14 protein-coding genes are annotated in these 18,854 nt (G+C 58.8%); 6 read left to right on the top strand and 8 right to left on the bottom strand.

Annotated features, from left to right (window positions below; all coding sequences use genetic code 11):
- The first annotated feature begins 1 nt into the window (after position 1).
- Positions 2 to 1,648, top strand: coding sequence for a chaperonin GroEL (gene groL / locus ABTV22_RS24210; RefSeq protein ID WP_433736939.1), 1,647 nt, complete (start codon positions 2 to 4; stop codon positions 1,646 to 1,648).
- A 560-nt stretch (positions 1,649 to 2,208) separates the two neighbouring features.
- On the opposite strand, the gene ABTV22_RS24205 is transcribed toward groL, so the two are convergent.
- Positions 2,209 to 2,952 carry a phosphatase PAP2 family protein gene (locus ABTV22_RS24205; RefSeq protein WP_433736938.1) on the bottom strand — a complete coding sequence of 248 codons (744 nt, stop codon included), beginning with the start codon at positions 2,950 to 2,952 and terminating at the stop codon, positions 2,209 to 2,211.
- A 54-nt stretch (positions 2,953 to 3,006) separates the two neighbouring features.
- Positions 3,007 to 4,956 carry an LTA synthase family protein gene (locus tag ABTV22_RS24200; protein ID WP_433736937.1) on the bottom strand — a complete coding sequence of 650 codons (1,950 nt, stop codon included), beginning with the start codon at positions 4,954 to 4,956 and terminating at the stop codon, positions 3,007 to 3,009.
- Positions 4,957 to 5,158: 202 nt separating this feature from the next.
- On the opposite strand from ABTV22_RS24200, the gene colR reads away from it, so the two are divergent.
- The 5 genes from colR (at position 5,159) to ABTV22_RS24175 (ending at position 8,885) form a co-directional block, all read left to right on the top strand.
- Positions 5,159 to 5,842, top strand: a complete 684-nt coding sequence (gene colR, locus ABTV22_RS24195; RefSeq protein WP_128605482.1) for a two-component system response regulator ColR — start codon at positions 5,159 to 5,161, stop codon at positions 5,840 to 5,842.
- Positions 5,832 to 7,115, top strand: a complete 1,284-nt coding sequence (locus tag ABTV22_RS24190; protein ID WP_433736936.1) for a sensor histidine kinase — start codon at positions 5,832 to 5,834, stop codon at positions 7,113 to 7,115. Before colR ends, ABTV22_RS24190 begins: the two co-directional genes overlap by 11 nt.
- Positions 7,116 to 7,271: 156 nt before the next feature.
- On the top strand, positions 7,272 to 7,940 hold the full coding sequence (locus ABTV22_RS24185) for a class I SAM-dependent methyltransferase (RefSeq protein ID WP_433736935.1): 669 nt from the start codon (positions 7,272 to 7,274) through the stop codon (positions 7,938 to 7,940).
- Between the two features lie 4 nt (positions 7,941 to 7,944).
- Positions 7,945 to 8,658: a lipopolysaccharide kinase InaA family protein gene (locus ABTV22_RS24180; RefSeq protein WP_433736934.1), complete on the top strand. Its 714-nt coding sequence runs from the start codon at positions 7,945 to 7,947 to the stop codon at positions 8,656 to 8,658.
- Positions 8,659 to 8,660: 2 nt separating this feature from the next.
- The gene (locus ABTV22_RS24175) at positions 8,661 to 8,885 is read left to right on the top strand and encodes a hypothetical protein (protein WP_433736933.1); all 225 of its coding nucleotides are present in this window, start codon (positions 8,661 to 8,663) and stop codon (positions 8,883 to 8,885) included.
- 245 nt (positions 8,886 to 9,130) lie between these two features.
- Here the strand turns inward: ABTV22_RS24175 and ABTV22_RS24170 are convergent, their stop codons facing one another.
- From ABTV22_RS24170 to ABTV22_RS24145, 6 genes are all read right to left on the bottom strand, one after another.
- Positions 9,131 to 12,169: a multidrug efflux RND transporter permease subunit gene (locus ABTV22_RS24170; RefSeq protein WP_433736932.1), complete on the bottom strand. Its 3,039-nt coding sequence runs from the start codon at positions 12,167 to 12,169 to the stop codon at positions 9,131 to 9,133.
- Between the two features lie 14 nt (positions 12,170 to 12,183).
- Positions 12,184 to 13,332, bottom strand: a complete 1,149-nt coding sequence (locus ABTV22_RS24165) for an efflux RND transporter periplasmic adaptor subunit (RefSeq protein WP_433736931.1) — start codon at positions 13,330 to 13,332, stop codon at positions 12,184 to 12,186.
- Positions 13,333 to 13,576: 244 nt separating this feature from the next.
- On the bottom strand, positions 13,577 to 14,677 hold the full coding sequence (locus ABTV22_RS24160; protein ID WP_433736930.1) for a DUF1513 domain-containing protein: 1,101 nt from the start codon (positions 14,675 to 14,677) through the stop codon (positions 13,577 to 13,579).
- 14 nt (positions 14,678 to 14,691) lie between these two features.
- On the bottom strand, positions 14,692 to 15,756 hold the full coding sequence (locus ABTV22_RS24155; protein WP_433736929.1) for an imelysin family protein: 1,065 nt from the start codon (positions 15,754 to 15,756) through the stop codon (positions 14,692 to 14,694).
- A gap of 27 nt (positions 15,757 to 15,783) precedes the next feature.
- Entirely contained in the window at positions 15,784 to 17,211 is a 1,428-nt protein-coding gene (locus ABTV22_RS24150; RefSeq protein WP_433736928.1) for a di-heme oxidoredictase family protein, read from the bottom strand.
- Between the two features lie 269 nt (positions 17,212 to 17,480).
- A complete protein-coding gene (locus tag ABTV22_RS24145; protein ID WP_433736927.1) occupies positions 17,481 to 18,836 on the bottom strand; it encodes an imelysin family protein in 1,356 nt (451 codons plus the stop codon).
- Positions 18,837 to 18,854: the final 18 nt, after the last annotated feature.

Below are 18,854 nucleotides of genomic sequence, written 5' to 3'. Positions count from 1 at the left end.
CATGGCTGCTAAAGAAGTTAAATTCGGCGATTCCGCCCGCAAGAAAATGCTCGTTGGTGTCAACGTCCTGGCTGACGCGGTAAAAGCGACCCTGGGCCCGAAAGGCCGTAACGTGATCCTCGAGAAGAGCTTCGGCGCTCCGACCATCACCAAGGACGGCGTTTCCGTAGCCAAGGAAATCGAACTGGAAGACCGTTTCGAGAACATGGGCGCGCAACTGGTCAAAGACGTTGCCTCCAAGGCCAACGATGACGCAGGCGACGGCACCACCACCGCTACCGTTCTGGCTCAGTCGATCGTCAACGAAGGCCTCAAAGCCGTTGCTGCCGGTATGAACCCGATGGACCTCAAGCGCGGTATCGACAAAGCGACCATCGCGATCGTTAAAGAGCTCAAAGGTCTGTCCAAGCCATGCGCCGACACCAAGGCCATCGCTCAGGTAGGCACCATCTCCGCCAACTCCGACAACTCCATCGGCGACATCATTGCCGAAGCCATGGAAAAAGTCGGTAAAGAAGGCGTGATCACCGTTGAAGAAGGCTCGGGCCTGGAAAACGAACTGTCGGTTGTAGAAGGCATGCAGTTCGACCGTGGCTACCTGTCCCCATACTTCGTCAACAAGCCGGACACCATGGTTGCCGAGCTCGACGGCCCGCTGATCCTGCTGGTCGACAAGAAGATCTCGAACATCCGCGAAATGCTGCCAGTGCTGGAAGCCGTTGCCAAAGCTGGCCGCCCACTGCTGATCGTGGCTGAAGACGTTGAAGGCGAAGCCCTGGCGACTCTGGTTGTGAACAACATGCGTGGCATCGTCAAAGTTGCAGCCGTCAAGGCTCCAGGTTTCGGCGACCGTCGCAAGGCCATGCTGCAGGACATCGCCGTTCTGACCGGCGGTACCGTGATCTCCGAAGAGATCGGCCTGAGCCTGGAAAGCACCACCCTGGAGCACCTGGGTAACGCCAAGCGCGTAACCCTGTCCAAGGAAAACACCATCATCGTTGACGGTGCTGGCGTACAGGGCGACATCGAAGCGCGTATCGCTCAGATCCGTGCCCAGGTTGCCGAGACTTCCTCGGACTACGACCGTGAAAAACTGCAAGAGCGTCTGGCCAAGCTGTCCGGCGGCGTTGCAGTGATCAAGGTTGGCGCTGGTTCCGAAGTTGAAATGAAAGAGAAGAAAGCCCGCGTTGAAGACGCCCTGCACGCTACCCGTGCAGCCGTTGAAGAAGGCGTGGTGCCTGGCGGTGGCGTGGCCCTGATCCGTGCTCTGGAAGCACTGACCGAACTGAAAGGCGACAACGCTGATCAGGACGTGGGTATCGCCGTTCTGCGTCGCGCTGTAGAAGCACCGCTGCGCCAGATCGTTGCCAACTCCGGTGACGAGCCAAGCGTCGTGGTCGATAAGGTCAAGAACGGCGAAGGCAGCTTCGGCTACAACGCTGCGACTGGCGAATACGGCGACATGATCGAAATGGGCATCCTGGACCCAACCAAGGTTACCCGTTCGGCTCTGCAAGCCGCAGCTTCGATCGGCGGTCTGATCCTGACCACCGAAGCCGCTGTAGCTGATGCACCGAAGAAAGAAGGCGCAGCTGGCGGCGGTATGCCAGACATGGGCGGTATGGGTGGCATGGGCGGCATGATGTAAGCCAGCCTTACCCCGATACTAAAAACCCCGCCTGCGAAAGCAGGCGGGGTTTTTTATTGGGCATCATGAAATTCAAAGTCAAAAGATCGCAGCCTGCGGCAGCTCCTACAGATGTACACGATCAATGTAGGAGCTGCCGCAGGCTGCGATCTTTTGAATGGCTATCAGACGCCGACAGTGAGCTGGATTAACCGGCCCTTTCGCGGGCAAGCCTCGCTCCTACGGTCTTGAGTCGGTCGCGGTACTTGCACACGCTGTGGACTTGTAGGAGCGAGGCTTGCCCGCGAACAGGCCAGGTCAGGCGCTGACGGGTTTTTTATTGGGCATCATGAAATTCAAAGTCAAAAGATCGCAGCCTGCGGCAGCTCCTACAGATGTAGACGATCAATGTAGGAGCTGCCGCAGGCTACGATCTTTGGAATGGCTATCAGACGCCGACAGTGAGCTGGATTAACCGGCCCTTTCGCGGGCAAGCCTCGCTGCTACGGTCTTGAGTCGGTCGCGGTACTTGCACACGCTGTGGACTTGTAGGAGCGAGGCTTGCCCGCGAAGAGGCCAGGTCAGGCGCTGACGGGTTCTGTCTTGGTCACTCGTTCATCCTTGCCCGCCGGTCGATACAGAATCCAGTAATACGACCCCAGGCAAATCAGCCAGCAGAACACTGCCGTCCACACGTTGTGCGAAAAGAAGTGCGCGCCCTGCATCATTCGGCCAATGGAAAACACCGTTCCGAGGGTGAAAGCGAACACCAATGCCGCGCGAGCCAGTCGTGGGCGACGGTCGCGCAATACGAAAAACAGCGCAAACAAGGTGAAACCGGTCGCCGCATGACCGCCGGGCCAGCAGCGTCCAGGTTTATTGGTGTGTGGGCGAGGGCTGAGCAATTCACTGTAGGTTTCGTGTCCGCCGAATTGTTCGAGGCTCCACGGACATTGCACCGCCGTGACCGCTTTCATGGGCGTGACAAAAGACGTTGCCAGGCCTAGCGATAGCACGAGGCAACCTAATTCTCGTTTGAATGGTTTGAGCCTGGTTATGAAAAACGAACCGACAAAACCGAGAATGGCGAACACCGAAAAGGCGATGACCACTTGCTTGGCGCGGTCATGCAGGATGGTTTCGAGGAAGTAACTGTGTCGCCCGATAAAGTCCCCCGCGACCGGGTCATAGAAAAGGTTGGCCAAGTCCATGTCCAGCGAGGTCAGTTCGAGCAGGACCAGAATGATTGCCGTAACGGCGGGAATACCCAGGAACACCCATAAGTTGAGGGGGCGAGAGGCAGGGCGGACAACGGTTGATGACATGGTGGATCCTGGACAATGGAAAAAGCCCCGGGGCATCAGCCCGGGGCGATCCGGTTATCGTTCACTGGCTTGGTCGGCGCCCTCCTTGGGCACCCTCCAACCAAGCAGCTGTTGCTTGAAGCCATAACTGGCGGTTTGGTAATAGGTGATGGCACGGGTGATCAATGGGTCACTGGCGCTGGATTGTGATTCGCGACTTTCAGTCAAGGCTGCATCGTGACGACGCAATCCCTGGCGCGGGCTTAGGATCGCAAGGTCTTTACCGTCGAACAATCCCAAGTGCTGATAGTTGCCAACCACTACGCGTGGCGGTAGCGAATTATCCTGCAACAGATTACGCCCAAAGAACGTCGACTCATAATCCAGATTCAGCAGACCCAGCAAGGTGGGGGCGAGGTCGATCTGACTGGCCAGCTGTGCCGTCTCACGGGCCTCGATCAACTTCGGTGCATAAATGAATAATGGAATCTGGTAGTTGCTGATTGGCAGGTCTTCCTTACCGGCACTACCCGCGGTGTGGTCGGCGACGAAGACGAAAATAGTATTGTCGAACCAAGGTTTCTGACGCGCCTGATCCAGGAACTGGCCAATGGCGTAGTCGGTGTATTTCACCGCACCGTCGCGGCCGTTGCCAGACTTGATGTCGATCCGATTCTCCGGGTAGGTGTAAGGACGATGGTTGGAGGTCGTCATCAATTGCAGCAGAAATGGTTGTTGCTTGGCGTAGTCGGCGTCGGCCAGTTTGAGTGTCTGCTTGTAGAGGTCCTCATCGGCCATGCCCCAGGCATTTTTGAAATGAATCTCTGACTCATCGACGCTGCTCTGGTCGACAACGCGATAACCGTTGCCACTGAAGAAAGCATTCATGTTGTCGAAGTAACCGCGCCCGCCATAGACAAACACGCTGTCGTAACCCACGGCATTAAGCTGCTGGCCGAGGCTGGCGAAACCACTCTCACGACCCACGCGCTTGACGATCGAGCGCCCAGGAGTAGGCGGGATAGCCAGGGTGATGGCTTCCAGACCCCGATCGGTACGAGTGCCAGTGGCGTAGAAATTGTTGAAGTACAGGCTCTGCTTGCGCAGGGCATCCAGGTTTGGCGTCAGGTTGCGTTCGTCGCCGTTGCTGCCCATGTATTTGGCGCTGAAGCTTTCAATGGTGACCAGCACGATATTGGGCTTGCGTAGCGTGCCTGGGTTATCGATCTGTCGACGGATATCCAGCGGATCTTCCCCGATGAAACGGGCATTGGGTTCTTTCAGTTCGGCACGAATCTGTTGGGCGACGATCTCCGATGGCAGGGTGCTGTAGAACTGTGGATAGTCCAGTTCGTTATTACGGAAAGCGGCGAAAAACTGATAGGGGCCATTGCTTGCCAACTCGTTCTGATAGGCATTGCCGCCCTGGGCGCGCGGTGCGTCCTGGCTCAGCAGTTGCAAACTCAGGCCGGCGACAAGGAAAAGGCCCAAGGCACTGAGCAGGCGCCCGCGCAGCGGCGGTAAGGGTGCATCCAGCGCAGCATTGAAGGTTTTACGCAGTGCGAAGCTCAAGGCCACGGCCAGCACGGCGAGGATGCTCAGCAGCGTGCCGATCGGGTAAGACTCGAGCAGGTTGTTCAACACTTCGTCGGAATACACCAGGTAGTCGACGGCGATAAAGTTGAAGCGCACACCGAACTCATCCCAGAACAGCCACTCGGCGACGGCGGTGAAGAGCATTGCAAACAGGCTGACGGTGAGCAGTGCCTGAAGAAACCAGCGGTGTCCGCGGCGGCGCCACAAGGCAGACGGGCACAGCAGTAGATAAAGCCCCATGGGTAACGCTGCATAGGCAAGGAAACCCAAGTCGTAGAGCAGGCCAATACCGAACACTGACAAAAAGCCGCTGCCGGCCTCATCGAGATGGGTGAGGAGCAGAACGGTACGGGTCAGAAGAAAAATAATCAGCCAGCAACCGGTGACCAATAGCAAAAAGCGTATTGGCGCGGTCTTTAAAAAATCCATTATCTACTTTCCCTATTTATCGGGCGCGGGAGCATCAGCTATTCACTGTAGCCAAGGCGTGAATCGATAGTGAAAAACTTGTCAATCCAGCGCTTTGGTTGAGTGTATCGATTACTCGCGGGTCTTCCCCTAGCCGTGAGCCACACTTGGCCTTAAGCTGCGCGGGCCAAGACGGCCGTTTCTGTGTACGGAGAAGATGCCCATGCGAATTTTATTGGTTGAAGACAACCGCGATATCCTGGCCAATCTGGCCGACTACCTGGGGCTCAAAGGCTACACCGTGGATTGTGCGCAGGACGGCTTGTCGGGTCTGCACCTGGCGGCCACCGAGCACTACGATTTGATCGTGCTCGACATCATGCTGCCTGGCATTGACGGTTATACCCTGTGCAAGCGCCTGCGTGAAGATGCCCGCCGCGACACGCCGGTGATCATGCTCACGGCACGCGATCAACTGGATGATCGGCTGCAGGGCTTCAAGTCGGGTGCCGACGATTACCTTATCAAACCTTTTGCCCTGTCTGAACTGGCCGCACGCATCGAAGCCGTCATGCGCCGCACCCAGGGTGGTGGACGCCGTACCTTGCAAGTCGGTGATCTGAGCTATGACCTCGACACGTTGGAAGTTACTCGCGAGGGCCGGATGCTCAAACTCAACCCGGTGGGCCTCAAGTTGCTGGCGGTGCTGATGCAGAAAAGCCCACACGTATTGCGCCGCGAAATTCTCGAAGAAGCGCTGTGGGGCGATGACTGCCCGGACAGCGACAGCCTGCGCAGCCATGTCCATCAGTTACGCCAGGTGATCGACAAACCGTTCGCCAAACCCTTGCTGCACACCGTGCACGGTGTGGGGTATCGCTTGGCCGAGGGGCGTAATGGAGTTTAAACAGAGCCTTTCTCAGCGAATCATCATTGCCTTTGCGCTGATGAGCGCACTGGTGGCGGGCGCCTTTGCCATGGGCATTGTGGCGACTGTGCACCTGGTGGAGGAAAAGCTGATTTCAGCGGGGCTGGGCGGAGACTTGCAGCGTCTGTTGTTGATGGACAGTGTCTCGGACTGGAGTCATCGTCCTGAACCGGACCAGTTGTTTTACTTCAGCGGTGGACCGGGCGATTTTGAGTTGCCCAAGGATCTGCGGCACCTGGATCCGGGCTTTCACGAGGTGTTCCGCGAGCAGCTGTCGTATCACGCCATGGTTGAGGTCGTCGACGGTCGGCGCTATGTGCTGCTGCAGGATCAGAGCGATTTCGAAGAGCGCGAACGGGTACTGTTCGCCGTGGTGCTGGTGGGCTTTGTGCTCAGCCTGGCGCTGGCGGTTTTCCTCGGGTGGGTCCTGGCGCGCAAGGTCATGGCGCCGGTTGTGCGATTGGCCCGTCAGGTGCGTCATCGTGATCAATTGCTGGGTTTGGCGCCGCCTCTGGCGCCGGACTACGCCGCCGATGAGGTGGGCGAGCTGGCAGTGGCCTTCGACGTGACCCTCGGTCGCCTGCGTCAGGCGTTGACGCGGGAGCGAATGTTCACCAGTGACGTCAGTCATGAACTGCGCACACCGTTGATGGTGCTTGCCAGTTCCTGCGAACTGCTGCTGGAAAACCCCGGGATTGACCATCGCGGTCGCGCTCAGGTCGAACGGATCGCCCGCGCCAGTGAAGAAATGCGTGAACTGGTGCAAACCTTCCTGATGCTTGCTCGCGCTCAGCGCGAAGACGCCAGCATGTCACCCCAACAAACGTTGAGTGAAGTGGCCGACGGGTTACTCGGTCTATGGCGCACACCGATCCAGGACAAAGGGCTGAAGCTGATTTTCGAGCCTGGCACACCACAGGGCACGCGTTTTAACGCCACGTTCCTGCATGCGGTCATGGGTAACCTGCTGCGTAACGCATTGCACTACACGGAACAAGGCTTCATTCGACTGACGCTGTCGACCGACGGTTTTATGGTCGAGGACAGCGGTGTAGGTATTCCCGAAGACCAGCGCGAAGCGATGTTCGAGCCTTTTGTGCGAGGCAGCGAGAAGCGCGGTGAAGGCCTGGGCCTTGGGTTATCGCTGGTGCAACGAATCTGCGAGAACCAGGGGTGGAGCGTCAGCCTGACCCACATGGAGCCTAGCGGCTGTCGTTTTCAAGTGGAGCTGTATACGTCAAAAGCGAATTGACCGGCTGGAAAAAGCGCCTCCAGGCGGGGGTGCAACCTTGTAAAACCTCGAAATGATTTGGGGTTTTACACGACGATATTTTCACAACGGTATGACCTGACACTGACACGACGCTGCCTAAGGTGGTCGTCATCAGAAGTACAGGAGACCTAGGCGATGGCCGGCCCCATCAAACTTGATTTTTCCGAGAAATACGACGATCAGCACGCGCAACAGTACCTGATCAAACATCAGGATGGTGCCAGCCGTAAACTGTCCCACTGGCGTGACGAGCAACTGGCGCGTAAGGCACTGGCGCTGGTTGGCGAGCCGGGCCTGGTGCTTGATCTGCCATGCGGTGCGGGGCGTTTCTGGCCATTGCTAGCGGAAAAAACCAACCGGGTGATCATTGGCGCCGATAACTCCGAGTCGATGTTAAAGATTGCCATGCAGGCGCAACCGGCCGATGTGGTGAAACGGGTACAACCCTTGCACACGTCTGCATTCGACATCGCCTTGCCTGATAATGCCGTTGACAGCATTTTCTGCATGCGCTTGCTCCACCACATTGGTGAAGCCGAGCATCGACGGGTCATTTTGCGCGAATTCGAGCGCGTCACCCGTGACAGCGTGATCCTCTCACTGTGGGTAGACGGCAATTTCAAGTCGTGGAAACGCAAGCGTCTTGAACGTACGCGTGGGCAAGTCGGTTACCAAAATCGATTTGTGCTACCGGCTGCTACGGTAGAACAGGAATTTGAGGAGGCGGGTTTCCGTATTCAGGAACGTCTGGACTTTTTACCACTCTATGCCATGTGGCGAGTTTACGTATTACGCAAGAGGTAACAGGATGGCAGTGCAGTGTGCAGCAGGATCGGACGTTGTTTCCCAGGACCGTTTCGACTTTTTCTGGAATCAGCGGGGCGAATGGGTGGAAGAGCCCAATCTCCGTCGCGGAGGAGAAAGTGGCGTGGAGCGTGTCATGGGCAGTGATGGCCAACTGCTCTACGCCAAGCGCCAAACCGGACACACCTACCGCAGCCTGTTGCACCCGTTCGGTCGACCGACGGTGTTGCGTGAGCGTGATGCGCTCATGAGTGTTGGTCGGCTGGGTGTCAAAGTCCCGGAAATTGTTTTCAGCGGTGCACAGCCAGATCCCGTACACAAATGGCGCGCATTGCTGGTCACCCAATCACTGGACGGCTTCCTGGAGCTCGAACACTGGTATGCCGCTGGCGGTCGTGAGCGTCACGGCGAAGCGGTGCACGCGCGGATACTGAAGGAGCTGGCCGAGAACCTGGTGCGCATGCACAAGGGCCGTTGGCAACACAGTTGTCTCTATATCAAACATGTGTTCGTACGCGTAATTGGCGAGGGTGAGGCTGCTAAGATCGAGGTCGCTTTGATCGATCTGGAGAAATGTCGGCAGCGCTTGAGTGCCCGGCAAGCGGCAGCCCATGATATGAAGCAGCTACGTCGCCACTCGTCATTCAGCCCGATGGATTGGGAAAAACTCGTCTACTTTTATAAAACGGCGTTTGGCAGCGCCATCAAAGGTTTATAGCAATGAAACTCGAAGTTGCGCGAGGTTTGTTTTTGGTAGGAGCCTTGGCAGTCGCTTCACTGGCGGTGGCTGCCTGGGAGCAGCCGCGTATGCAGGTTCTTGGTTCAAGCAGTGGTGAACATTGTCCACTGCCACGGGTCGCCAAGGCATCGGCGGTGACCCATCCCGATAATGATTTATTGCTGTTCATTTTCGGACTCTCTCAAGGATTGAAGCCGCAAAGTTGAAAAGATTGAAGCCCAAATAAAAGGCCTCGCTGATGCGAGGCTTTTTTGTTGGCGATCACTCAACTCTTGCAAAAACCATTTTGGAAATGAGCTTTTGTGGCGAGGGGATTTATCCCCGTCCGACTGCAAAGCAGTCGTAAAGTCTCCACTCCGATTTTTGCAGGTCCATGATGGAAAAAATTTGGGGCCGCTTCGCAGCCCAACGGGGATAAATCCCCTCGCCACAAAGACACGCTCCCACAAAGTTAGGGGGCTTCTTTAGGCTTGTCGGGCTTTGCCAGCACGGTGTACACGCACGGCAGCACAAACAACGTAAACAGCGTACCAATCGACATCCCGGTCGCAATGACCGTGCCGATATCGAACCGACTCACTGCCCCCGCGCCCGTGGCGATGATCAACGGCACCATGCCGAATACCATCGCTGCGGTCGTCATCAAGACGGGTCGCAGGCGGATGGAGGCGGCTTCTTCCACGGCCTCGCGGGGCGTCAGGCCCTTGTCCTTGCGCAGCTGGTTGGCGAATTCGACGATCAAGATCCCGTGCTTACTGATCAGTCCGATCAGCGTCACCAGCCCGACCTGGGTGTAGATGTTCATGCTCGACCAGCCGAGGAACAGCGGGATCAACGCGCCGCAGATCGACAGTGGCACCGTCACCAGAATCACCAGCGGATCGCGGAAACTTTCGAACTGTGCCGCCAGCACCAGGAAAATGATGGCCAATGCCAGGGCAAAGGTGACCCACAAAGCACTGCCCTCCTGCACGTATTGTCGCGATGCGCCGGCATAGTCGATCGCGAACCCCACCGGTGCTTCCTCCCGGGCGATCTGGCGCACGGTATCAATGGCTTCGCCCATGCTGACCAGCGGTACGCCGGAAAGAATGGCGGAGTTGAGTTGCTGGAACTGGTTCAATTGCCTTGGCCGTGCCCGTTCCTTCACGGTGATCAGGGTCGACAGGGCCAGCAATTCACCCTGGGTGTTCCTGACGTAATAATTGTTCAGCCACTCAGGGTTATCCCGGAAGGGGCGTTCAACCTGGGCAATGACTTTGTAACTGCGACCTTCGATGGTGAAACGGTTGATTTCCGCTTCACCCAGCAGTGTTGCCAGCGTTCCACCCAGGTCCTGCATCGATACGCCCATCTGTGCGGCCTTGGCGCGATCGATATCCACCACGACTTCAGGTTTGTCGAACGCCAGGTCGACGTCGACGAAAGCGAACTTGCCGGAGTCCATGGCGCGTTTTTTCACCCGGTCCATCACTTGCAGCAACAACTCGTAGTCGTTGGCGGTGTTAATGACGAACTGAAACGGCAGCCCCTCGCCAGTGCCCGGTAACGACGGCAGGTTAAAACCGAAAACCTGCAGCCCCGGAATACCCGCAAGCTTGGCCTGAACCTGGGGCAGGATCTGCATTTGGGTCCGGCTGCGCTCGTTCCAGGGTTTGAGCAGGAAGCCGCCGATGCCCGATTGCACGCCGTTGAAGCCGTTGATCTGGAACGAGGAGTAGTACTCGGGAAACGCCTTGAAGATCGAGATGAACTCGTCGGTGTAGGTGTTCAGGTAGTCGAGGTTGGTCGGTTGCGGGGCGTTGGCCATCATGAAAATGATGCCCTGGTCTTCATCCGGTGCCAGTTCCGACTTGGTGAACTTGAGCAGCACCGGGATCAGGCACAGCACGATGACGGCAAATACCAACACCACTGGCCGAGTGTTGAGTGTGCCGTGCAGCAGGCGCTGGTAACGACGCTTGAGGTTTTCGAAAATCTGGTCGAGGCGATGGGCCAGGCCGCTCGGGTTTTCGTCATGTCGCAGCAGGAAAGCGCACATCATCGGCGACAACGTCAGGGCAACGATCCCGGAGATCACCACGGCACCGGCCAGCGTCAGGGCGAACTCCTTGAACAGGGCCCCGGTTAGCCCTGTCAAAAAGCCAATCGGCGCATAAACCGCCGCCAGGGTGATGGTCATCGATACCACCGGCATGGCGATTTCCCGGGCGCCTTCGAGGGCGGCATCCAGCGGCGTCTTGCCTTCCTCGATATGGCGGTGGATGTTTTCCACCACCACGATGGCGTCGTCCACCACCAGCCCGATGGCCAATACCATCGCCAGCAAGGTCAGCAGGTTGATCGAGTACCCCATCATCTGCATGAAGAACATCACGCCGATCATCGACAGGGGAATGGTGACCACCGGGATCACCACCGAGCGCAGGGCACCCAAGAACAGGAATACCACCACAATCACGATCAGCACCGCTTCGAACAGGGTTTTCACCACTTCATCGATCGAAGCCTGGATGAACAGCGTGGCGTCGTAGGCAATTTCCCCCTTGAGGTTTGGCGGCAGCTGGGCCTCAAGATCCGGCATGATCTTGCGCACTTCCTTGATCACGTCCAACGGGTTGGCCCCCGGCGTGGCCTTGATGCCGATGTACACCGAAGGCGTACCGCCGAAGGAACTGATGGTGTCGTAGTTTTCCGCGCCCATCTCGACCCGAGCGACGTCACGCAGCAGCACGCGACTGTCACCGTCGACCTTGAGCGGAATGGCCGCGAAGGCTTCGGCGGATTTGAGCTCGGTACTGGCGTTGATACTGGTGACCACGTACTCGCCTTTCACTTCACCGGCGGCGGAGAGAAAGTTGTACTGGCGCACCGCGTTGGTCACGTCGCTGGCACTCAAGCCAAAGCCGGCGAGCTTCACCGGGTCCAGCCACAGACGCATTGCAAACACCTGATTGCCGAGAATCTCGGCTTCGGCCATGCCGGGCAGGGTCGCCAGTTTCGGCTGGATGACCCGTGACAGGTAGTCGGTGATCTGCGGGTTGCTCAATTCCTTGCTGAAAAAGCTGATGTACATCAGCGCCGAGGCGTCGGCGGCTTCCTTGCTCAGGACCGGGTCTTCGGCGTCCTGGGGCAGCTGGTTCTTGACCTCGTTGGCCTTGGCCAGCAGTTCGGTGAACAACCGGTCGCTATTGGCACCGATGCGCGCGTAGATCGAAATCACCGAGAAGTTCTGCCGACTGACCGAGGTCATGTAGTCGATGCCTTCGGCGCTGGCCAGGCTTTGTTGCATCGGTTGGGTGATGTAGCCCTGGATGGTTTCGGCGTTGGCCCCGGGGTACGCGGTGGTCACCGTGATCAGGGCGTTTTCCATTTGCGGGTACTGACGCAGTGGCAACTTGCTCCAGGCCTGGAAGCCCAGCAACACAATCAGCAGGCTGACCACGGTGGCGAGCACCGGGCGGCGGATGAACGGATCAGTAAAAGCCATGGGAGGTTCCTTGATCAGTCAGCGCGCGGCTGGCTGTTCTTCTCGGCCAGCGTCTTGTCGTCGCTGATGGCGATGTGTGCACCGTTGTCCAGTTTGATCTGGCCAGCGGTCACGACCGTTTCGCCGTTTTGCACGCCTTTGGTGATCATCACCATGCCGTTGCGACGCTCGCCGGTTTCCACGAAGCGTCGTTCGGCGATCAGCACGGGTTGGCCCTTGTCATCTTTTTCCACACTGCCGTCTTCGGCTTTCTTTTGGGCGGCGACATAGACCGAGTTGCCATAGAGCGTGTAGGTGATCGCGCTTTCAGGCACGACGATGCGCCGTTGCGGGTCGGGCAAAATGACCTGCAAGCTGGCGAACATGCCAGGCAGTAACTTGCCATCGGGGTTGGCCAAGGTGGCGCGGACCTGCACGTTGCGCGTGCTGTTCTCGACTTTCGGGTTGATCGCAGTGATGGTGCCGGGAAATTCCTCGGTCGGAAAAGCCGCAACGATGATCTGCACCGGCTGGCCGACGGCAATCTTGGGCACCGACTGTTCGGGCACATAAAAGTCGACGTAGAGACTGCTGAGGTCTTGCAGGGTGGCAATCATGGTGCCGGTGGCGACGTAGTCGCCGACATCCACCTGACGAATGCCGATGGTGCCGCTGAACGGGGCGAGGATGCTTTTCTTGCCGAGTGCAGCCTTGAGCTGATTGACCGTGGCCTTGCTCTTTTTCAGGACCGCCGAGAGTCGGTCGAACTCACCCTTGGAAATGGCCTGGCTGCCGACCAGTTGGCTACCGCGGGTGTAATCCACCTGGGCCAGCCCCAGATCGGCCAGAGCGGTTTCGAGCAGGGCGCTTTCCACTGCACTGTCGAGGCGGACGATGGGTTGGCCGGCCTTGACCTTCTGCCCTGACTCGAACTGCACATCGACGACAGTGCCGTCGGTCTCCAGGCTCAGGTCCACGCCTTGCAACGCCTTGAGTGTGCCGACCGTGGGCAGGCGAGCCTGCCAGGGCCGTTCGATTGCCGTGGCCACGGCGACGCTGATGGGCGGTTTCGGTGCGGAAAAGCCCTGGATCATCGTGTAGATGGAGAAGGCTTTGTAGCCGGCCAGCACCAGCACGATCAGCAGCACAACACCCAACATGATCAGCATGCGGCGACGCAGCATAGTTCCAGTTCCTTGGAGAAATCAGGCGAGACAGTGGGGCACATTACCGCGACTGAGAAGGGTAATCCAACTGCCAGTTTTTACAGGTAACGAGGTATTAGATCGTGAAAACCCTGAAAAGATCGCAGCCTGCGATAGCACGCAAAACCTGTAGGAGCGAGCATGCTCGCGAAAAACGTCAGGTCAACGCGGCCATTCAGGCAGCCCGCGTCATCGTTGGCGTCCATCGCGAGCGTGCTCGTTCCTACACGGTCAGATGCAGATGGTTGTCCCAGAGCCCCGCCGGTAACTCCAGCGGTTTTGCAACAAGGTTTGTCTGGCGGCAATCGTAGTAACGGCATCGCCCCTGGCCCGAGGTCACGACAAAACCATCGGCCACTGCACCCACCCCGGCGCAATCGGGAAGGGGCGCGTCCAGGCGCACTTCGCCGCTGTCCAGGTCCCAGATGAAGAAGCGATTGCCCCGTGGCGCCGTCAACGCCACCAGGCGCAAGTCACTGTGCACCGCGACGCTTGCGGTGTAGTGCCCCATCGCTTGCAACTGGTGTTCGGGTACCGGGAACGCCACGAAGGGTTGGCCGGGGCGCTTGATCGCCAGCAGCTCCGAGCGCTCATGGGATGCCCCCATGAATTGCTGGCCGGCGACAATGGTACCGTCGCTGGCAATGCCCAGGTGGCGCACGCTGTTCATTTGCTGGGCGAGGGTTTCCTTGCTCAGCAGCGTGCCGTCGCGCTGCATCAGCACCAGGCTCGGCTCCATGGCGTTGAGGTTCATGTCGACGCGGCTTTCCGCCTCGGTGCGAATGCCGCCATTGGCCACCACCAGGGTTTCGCCGTCGGGCATCCACGACACCTGATGCGGGCCCAGGCCATGGGTGGAAATCTCGCCGCTGTGCACCAAGCGTTCACCTTCGAACTTGTACACACCGAGCAAGCCCCGACCGGGATCGGACGTGTCGTTCTCGGTGGCGTACAGCCAGTCGCCGCTCTTGTGAATCACCGCGTGACCATAGAAGTGCCGGTTCGGCCGGGACGTTACGGTTTGCAGCAGCGTACCGTCACGCAAGTCGATCAGGTAGCTCTCGGTCCCAGGACGACGAGCGACGAACAATGCAATCGGCAACGTCGGGTGGTTGATGATGTCGTGGCAGCGCTGGCCGACCTGGGTGGCAAACACCCGGGTGCCGTCCAGCCGATAACCGACGGCATAGTGATTGCCGTCGGTATCGTCCCGCGCCGAGAGCAACAACGGGCTCTGATCCTTGCGTTTGAACAGCGTCCAGCCGCCCAGCGTCACTGCTCCCAGCAGCAAACTACCTAAAGTCAGAGCCTGGCGTCGCAGCATGGCACTCGTCCTCATCAGTCACCGTCGTTGGCGTTGAAGCCCAGTTGGATGCCCAGCGCCTTGGCCAGATCGCTTTCGTGCAGGCGGTGGACGACGTTGAGGCTGTCATAGAGATCGTTGAGTTGCTGGCGACCGGCGTCGTCATTGAGCATTTCAGTCAACGAACGCTGGTTGCTGGCGAACAGTTTGAGCGATGCGGCGTAGGCGGCGTCGATCTTGTCGGCCAAAGGCTTCTGGTCGCTTGGCAGCAAGCCACGAATCCCTTTGTTGTCGACGCCTTCCCATACGGTTTTCGCGGCGGCAAGACTGGCTTCCATACCCGTCAGAGACGACTGACTGCGCCATGCATCAGCCTGGAACGGTTGTGGCACGCCCTTGGTCTGGCGCCCCATCGGCGTGCCGAGTTTTTTCTTCAGGCTGTCGAGGGCGGTGACCTGTACGCGCAGCAGGTCGGCGATGGCTTCGTGGGAGTCGGCATAACGCTGGTTGGGGAACTTGCTCAGCTGAGCCAGCATGCCGTCGGTGTTGTTCCAGGTTTTCAGAATCTCTTCGGCCAGTTGTTTCTGACGCTCACCGATGGCGACCAGCAACGGGCAGTACTTGGCTTTCTGCTCGGCGTTGGCCACATCAGGCTTGCTGTCGAACAGGATGTATTCGTAGGCCGACAGGCCTTGAACCACAACGCTGGACTTGGCCAGCTCGGCAGCATCGATCTGCGGCTGGGCCGTAACCAATTGTTCGACTTGACGGCCGACCAGGTTTTTCTTGTCCGGCCAGAACTGTATCTGCCACGAACGGTTACCTTCGGCCAGCGGACCGATCAGCAGCGGTTGCAACTCGGCCCAAGCTTTCTGCGCATGCAGGAAGTCGGTACGGGCGGTTTCCAGGGTTTCCTTGCCTTCGCAATAAGCGAGGGCGCTGACGGCCAGTTGGCGGTCCGCTTCAACCCAACGGGTATAGGTCGGCAGAATCACCGACTTGGCAATGGCCGCCGAGGTAACTGCCTGCGGGTCCTGTGGCGAACAGGCGCCCAAGGCGAGCGCTGCAAGGCTGGTGAACAACAATTTGGGACGAAACATGTCGGGCTCCCGCCGGTGGAATGGGTATTAAAGGGAATTCAGAAACGCCAGCAGCGCTGCACGCTGTTCGGCATTGAAAGTCAAAACCTGTTGCTGTGCCGCTTTCGCCTCGCCACCATGCCAGAGCACGGCTTCGAGCAGATTGCGAGCACGGCCGTCATGCAAATACTGGGTGTGACCACTGACCGCTTCGGTCAAGCCGATGCCCCACAACGGCGGGGTGCGCCAGTCGCGGCCACTGGCTTGGAATTCGCTACGGTTATCGGCCAGGCCGTCGCCCATGTCATGCAGCAACAGATCGCTGTAAGGGCGAATCACTTGATTGGCCAGCTCGGGCTCGGCGGCGTTGGCGGCGGTGGTGTATTTCGGTGTGTGGCAGGATTGGCATCCGGCCTGGTAAAACAAATTCTTGCCGGCCAGCACTTGCGGCGCGCCGACATCGCGACGTGCCGGGACCGCGAGATTGCGGGTATAGAACAGCACCAGGCGCAGGATGTTGTCGCTGACTTCCGGCTCGCCATCGGGGCCGTTGCCATTGGGGGCCTGTTTGCAGGCAGTCTGCGTGTCGGTGCAATCATCAAAGGGTCTCAGGCTGGTGGTGAGGCCCATGTCACCGGAAAACGCGTGGACATTTTGTTGATTGAGATTCGGTTGCCCGGCTTTCCAGCCAAAGCGCCCGAGGACGGTTTTTTGCTGTGCATCATCCCAGACCCGGTTCGGGCGACCGGCGATGCCGTTGTTTTCTTTCGCCTGCGCCTCGGCATTCGCCAGGATGGCCGCTTCCGGGATGGCTTCCAGCAGACCCAGGCCAATCATCGGCGGTGCCACCCGGGCTGAAAAACGGGTGTCGGGGTGCATCGGTCCATAGCCCAGTTGCGTGATGTTCAAGGTCGGTTTGCGCAGTTCGACTTCGGTGCCGTCCTTGAAGCGCACCGACACCGGTGTGTAATCAACCCGCACCTTGCCTTCCGGGACGACGCCAGGCACCGACATGTCCTGGAATTGCCCGCCGTAGACCGGCTCCGGCACCACGCCTTGTTGTTCGATGATTTTGGCGTAGGCAGGGGCATTGGGAATCGACAGGCGCACCAGCATCGACACCGCATTCTGTGCATCGGGCGCAGGCGGGTGACCACGGCCATCCTTGATATGGCAGCCCTGGCAGGCGTTGGTGTTGAACAACGGGCCAAGGCCATCACGGGCGGTGGTGGTCGACGGGGCGATCACCCAGGGGTTGCGAAAGAAACTGTTGCCGACACTGAAGTCCACGCGCCGCGAGGGCGGCAGGTTGGCTGATGGCAGCGAGAATGCGTTCTGATCGGTCTTGCGCACGGTCGCACTGCCCCCGGAGCGGGCTTCACCGGGTTCTGCCTTGGTAAAACGCGGGGCGTCATCGCAAGCACTCAGGCACAGGGCCAGAAACAGTGCGGACAAGCGAAGAGGCAGCGGGGGCATCAGACATCCTGCAACAGGGGCAAAATAAAGGCGCAAAGTCTAACAGGGGATGGGAATTTGAATAAGAGGAATTATCGTTTGCTTGATTTGGGGCACTACCTGCGAATCGCGATCCCCCGTAGGAGCGAAGCTTGCTCGCGAAAGCGGTGTTCCAGTCACCGTTACCGTTGAACATGACGTCGCCTTCGCGGGCAAGCCTCGCTCCTACAGTGGTCAGCGGGCATGAAAAAGGCGACCCGAAGGTCGCCTTTTTATTCAGCCAGCGTTGATCAGAATTCGTGATCAGCGTTGTCCGGGTTCAGGTCAGCGATGCCCAGTTTGCCAGCGGCCGCTTCGATCGAACCGGTCTGCTTGACCAGGGAAGCGATGGCGTCACGGACGATCTGGTTGCCAGCGGTGTTACCGGCAGCGATCAGTTGGTCGTAGTGCTCACCCTTGTTGGCGTGATCGACGATGACCTGCAGTTTGGCTTCAGTCGCGGCGAGGTCGGCTTTCAGCGCGGTGTCGGCAGCCGGGTCGGCCTTGGCCACCAGGGACGACAGGCTGGCGCCGGTCATCTTGGTGCCGTCGACGCGGGTATATTCGCCCAAGTACACGTTGCGAATGCCCTTGGCGTCGTAGAAGTGCGAGTTGTGGGTGTTGTCGCTGAAGCAATCCTGCTCGTCTTCAGGGGAGTTGGCTTCCAGGGAAACCTTCATGCGCTCGCCCGCCAGTTCACCCAGGGACAGGCTGCCCATGCCGAACAGCATTTTGCGCAGGCCGCTTTCAGCCGGTTCTGCTTCCAGGGTGGCGCGGTAGTTGTCGGCCACGTTTGGCTTCCAGTTACCAACCATTTCTTCCAGGTCGCTGACCAGCAGCTGGGTTACGGATTTCAGATAAGCGCGGCGACGATCGTTGTGACCGCCGGTTGCGCCTTTGCCTTCCAGGTAGTCCGACGCTGGACGGTTGCCGGCGCCAGGGCCGGTGCCGTTCAGGTCCTGGCCCCAGAGCAGGAATTCGATGGCGTGGTAGCCGGTGGCAACGTTGGCCTCGGAACCGCCCAGCTCGTTCAGGCTGGCGAGTTTTTCCGAGGTGATGTCTTTCACGTCGACCTTGTCTTCGCCGACCTGAATCTCGGTATTGGCGATGATATTGGCGGTAGCGCCCGGGTTACCCAGTGCGTGCTCGTAGGATTTGTCGACGTAGTCGATCAGGCCTTCGTCCAGTGGCCAGGAGTTCACCTGACCTTCCCAGTCGTCGATGATGGTGTTGCCGAAGCGGAATGCTTCGCTCTGCAGGTAAGGAACTCGGGCCGCGATCCAGGCAGCCTTGGCGGCTTTCAGGGTGTCGTCGTTCGGCTTGGCGAGGAAGGCATCGACGGCGGTTTGCAGGGTTTTCGCAGTGGATTCGGCATCGCTGTAAACCGCGAAAACCATGTCGGCGTAATGGGCGACAACGGCTTTGGCGGCGGCTTCATCGACCTTGCCGGCAGCGGCAGGTGCGGCGGCTGGCGTAGCCGGGGCAGTAGCAGTGCTGGCGGCTGGCGCAGGTGCGGCAGCTTTTTCTTTGTCTTTACCTTCGCCACAGCCGGCGAGGGAAATAGCGATGGCCAACAGACTGGCGGTAGCCAGAGGCATACGAATCATGGCGAACATCCTGCTTCG

The sequence above is a fragment of the Pseudomonas putida genome, assembly GCF_050990305.1.
GTDB classification, from domain to species: Bacteria; Pseudomonadota; Gammaproteobacteria; order Pseudomonadales; family Pseudomonadaceae; genus Aquipseudomonas; species Aquipseudomonas putida_AH.
The sequence above is the reverse complement of the archived record's forward strand: the minus strand, read 5'-3'. Positions and strand labels throughout refer to the sequence as shown.

What these genes read in the sequence shown, in the direction of transcription:
- colR (WP_128605482.1), top strand. Translation starts at nt 5,159, where the DNA reads ATGCGAATTTTATTGGTTGAAGACAACCGCGATATCCTGGCCAATCTG.
- ABTV22_RS24165 (WP_433736931.1), bottom strand. Translation starts at nt 13,332, where the DNA reads ATGCTGCGTCGCCGCATGCTGATCATGTTGGGTGTTGTGCTGCTGATC.
- ABTV22_RS24160 (WP_433736930.1), bottom strand. Translation starts at nt 14,677, where the DNA reads ATGCTGCGACGCCAGGCTCTGACTTTAGGTAGTTTGCTGCTGGGAGCA.
- ABTV22_RS24145 (WP_433736927.1), bottom strand. Translation starts at nt 18,836, where the DNA reads ATGATTCGTATGCCTCTGGCTACCGCCAGTCTGTTGGCCATCGCTATT.
- ABTV22_RS24155 (WP_433736929.1), bottom strand. Translation starts at nt 15,756, where the DNA reads ATGTTTCGTCCCAAATTGTTGTTCACCAGCCTTGCAGCGCTCGCCTTG.
- ABTV22_RS24190 (WP_433736936.1), top strand. Translation starts at nt 5,832, where the DNA reads ATGGAGTTTAAACAGAGCCTTTCTCAGCGAATCATCATTGCCTTTGCG.
- groL (WP_433736939.1), top strand. Translation starts at nt 2, where the DNA reads ATGGCTGCTAAAGAAGTTAAATTCGGCGATTCCGCCCGCAAGAAAATG.
- ABTV22_RS24150 (WP_433736928.1), bottom strand. Translation starts at nt 17,211, where the DNA reads ATGCCCCCGCTGCCTCTTCGCTTGTCCGCACTGTTTCTGGCCCTGTGC.
- ABTV22_RS24180 (WP_433736934.1), top strand. Translation starts at nt 7,945, where the DNA reads ATGGCAGTGCAGTGTGCAGCAGGATCGGACGTTGTTTCCCAGGACCGT.
- ABTV22_RS24200 (WP_433736937.1), bottom strand. Translation starts at nt 4,956, where the DNA reads ATGGATTTTTTAAAGACCGCGCCAATACGCTTTTTGCTATTGGTCACC.
- ABTV22_RS24185 (WP_433736935.1), top strand. Translation starts at nt 7,272, where the DNA reads ATGGCCGGCCCCATCAAACTTGATTTTTCCGAGAAATACGACGATCAG.
- ABTV22_RS24205 (WP_433736938.1), bottom strand. Translation starts at nt 2,952, where the DNA reads ATGTCATCAACCGTTGTCCGCCCTGCCTCTCGCCCCCTCAACTTATGG.
- ABTV22_RS24175 (WP_433736933.1), top strand. Translation starts at nt 8,661, where the DNA reads ATGAAACTCGAAGTTGCGCGAGGTTTGTTTTTGGTAGGAGCCTTGGCA.
- ABTV22_RS24170 (WP_433736932.1), bottom strand. Translation starts at nt 12,169, where the DNA reads ATGGCTTTTACTGATCCGTTCATCCGCCGCCCGGTGCTCGCCACCGTG.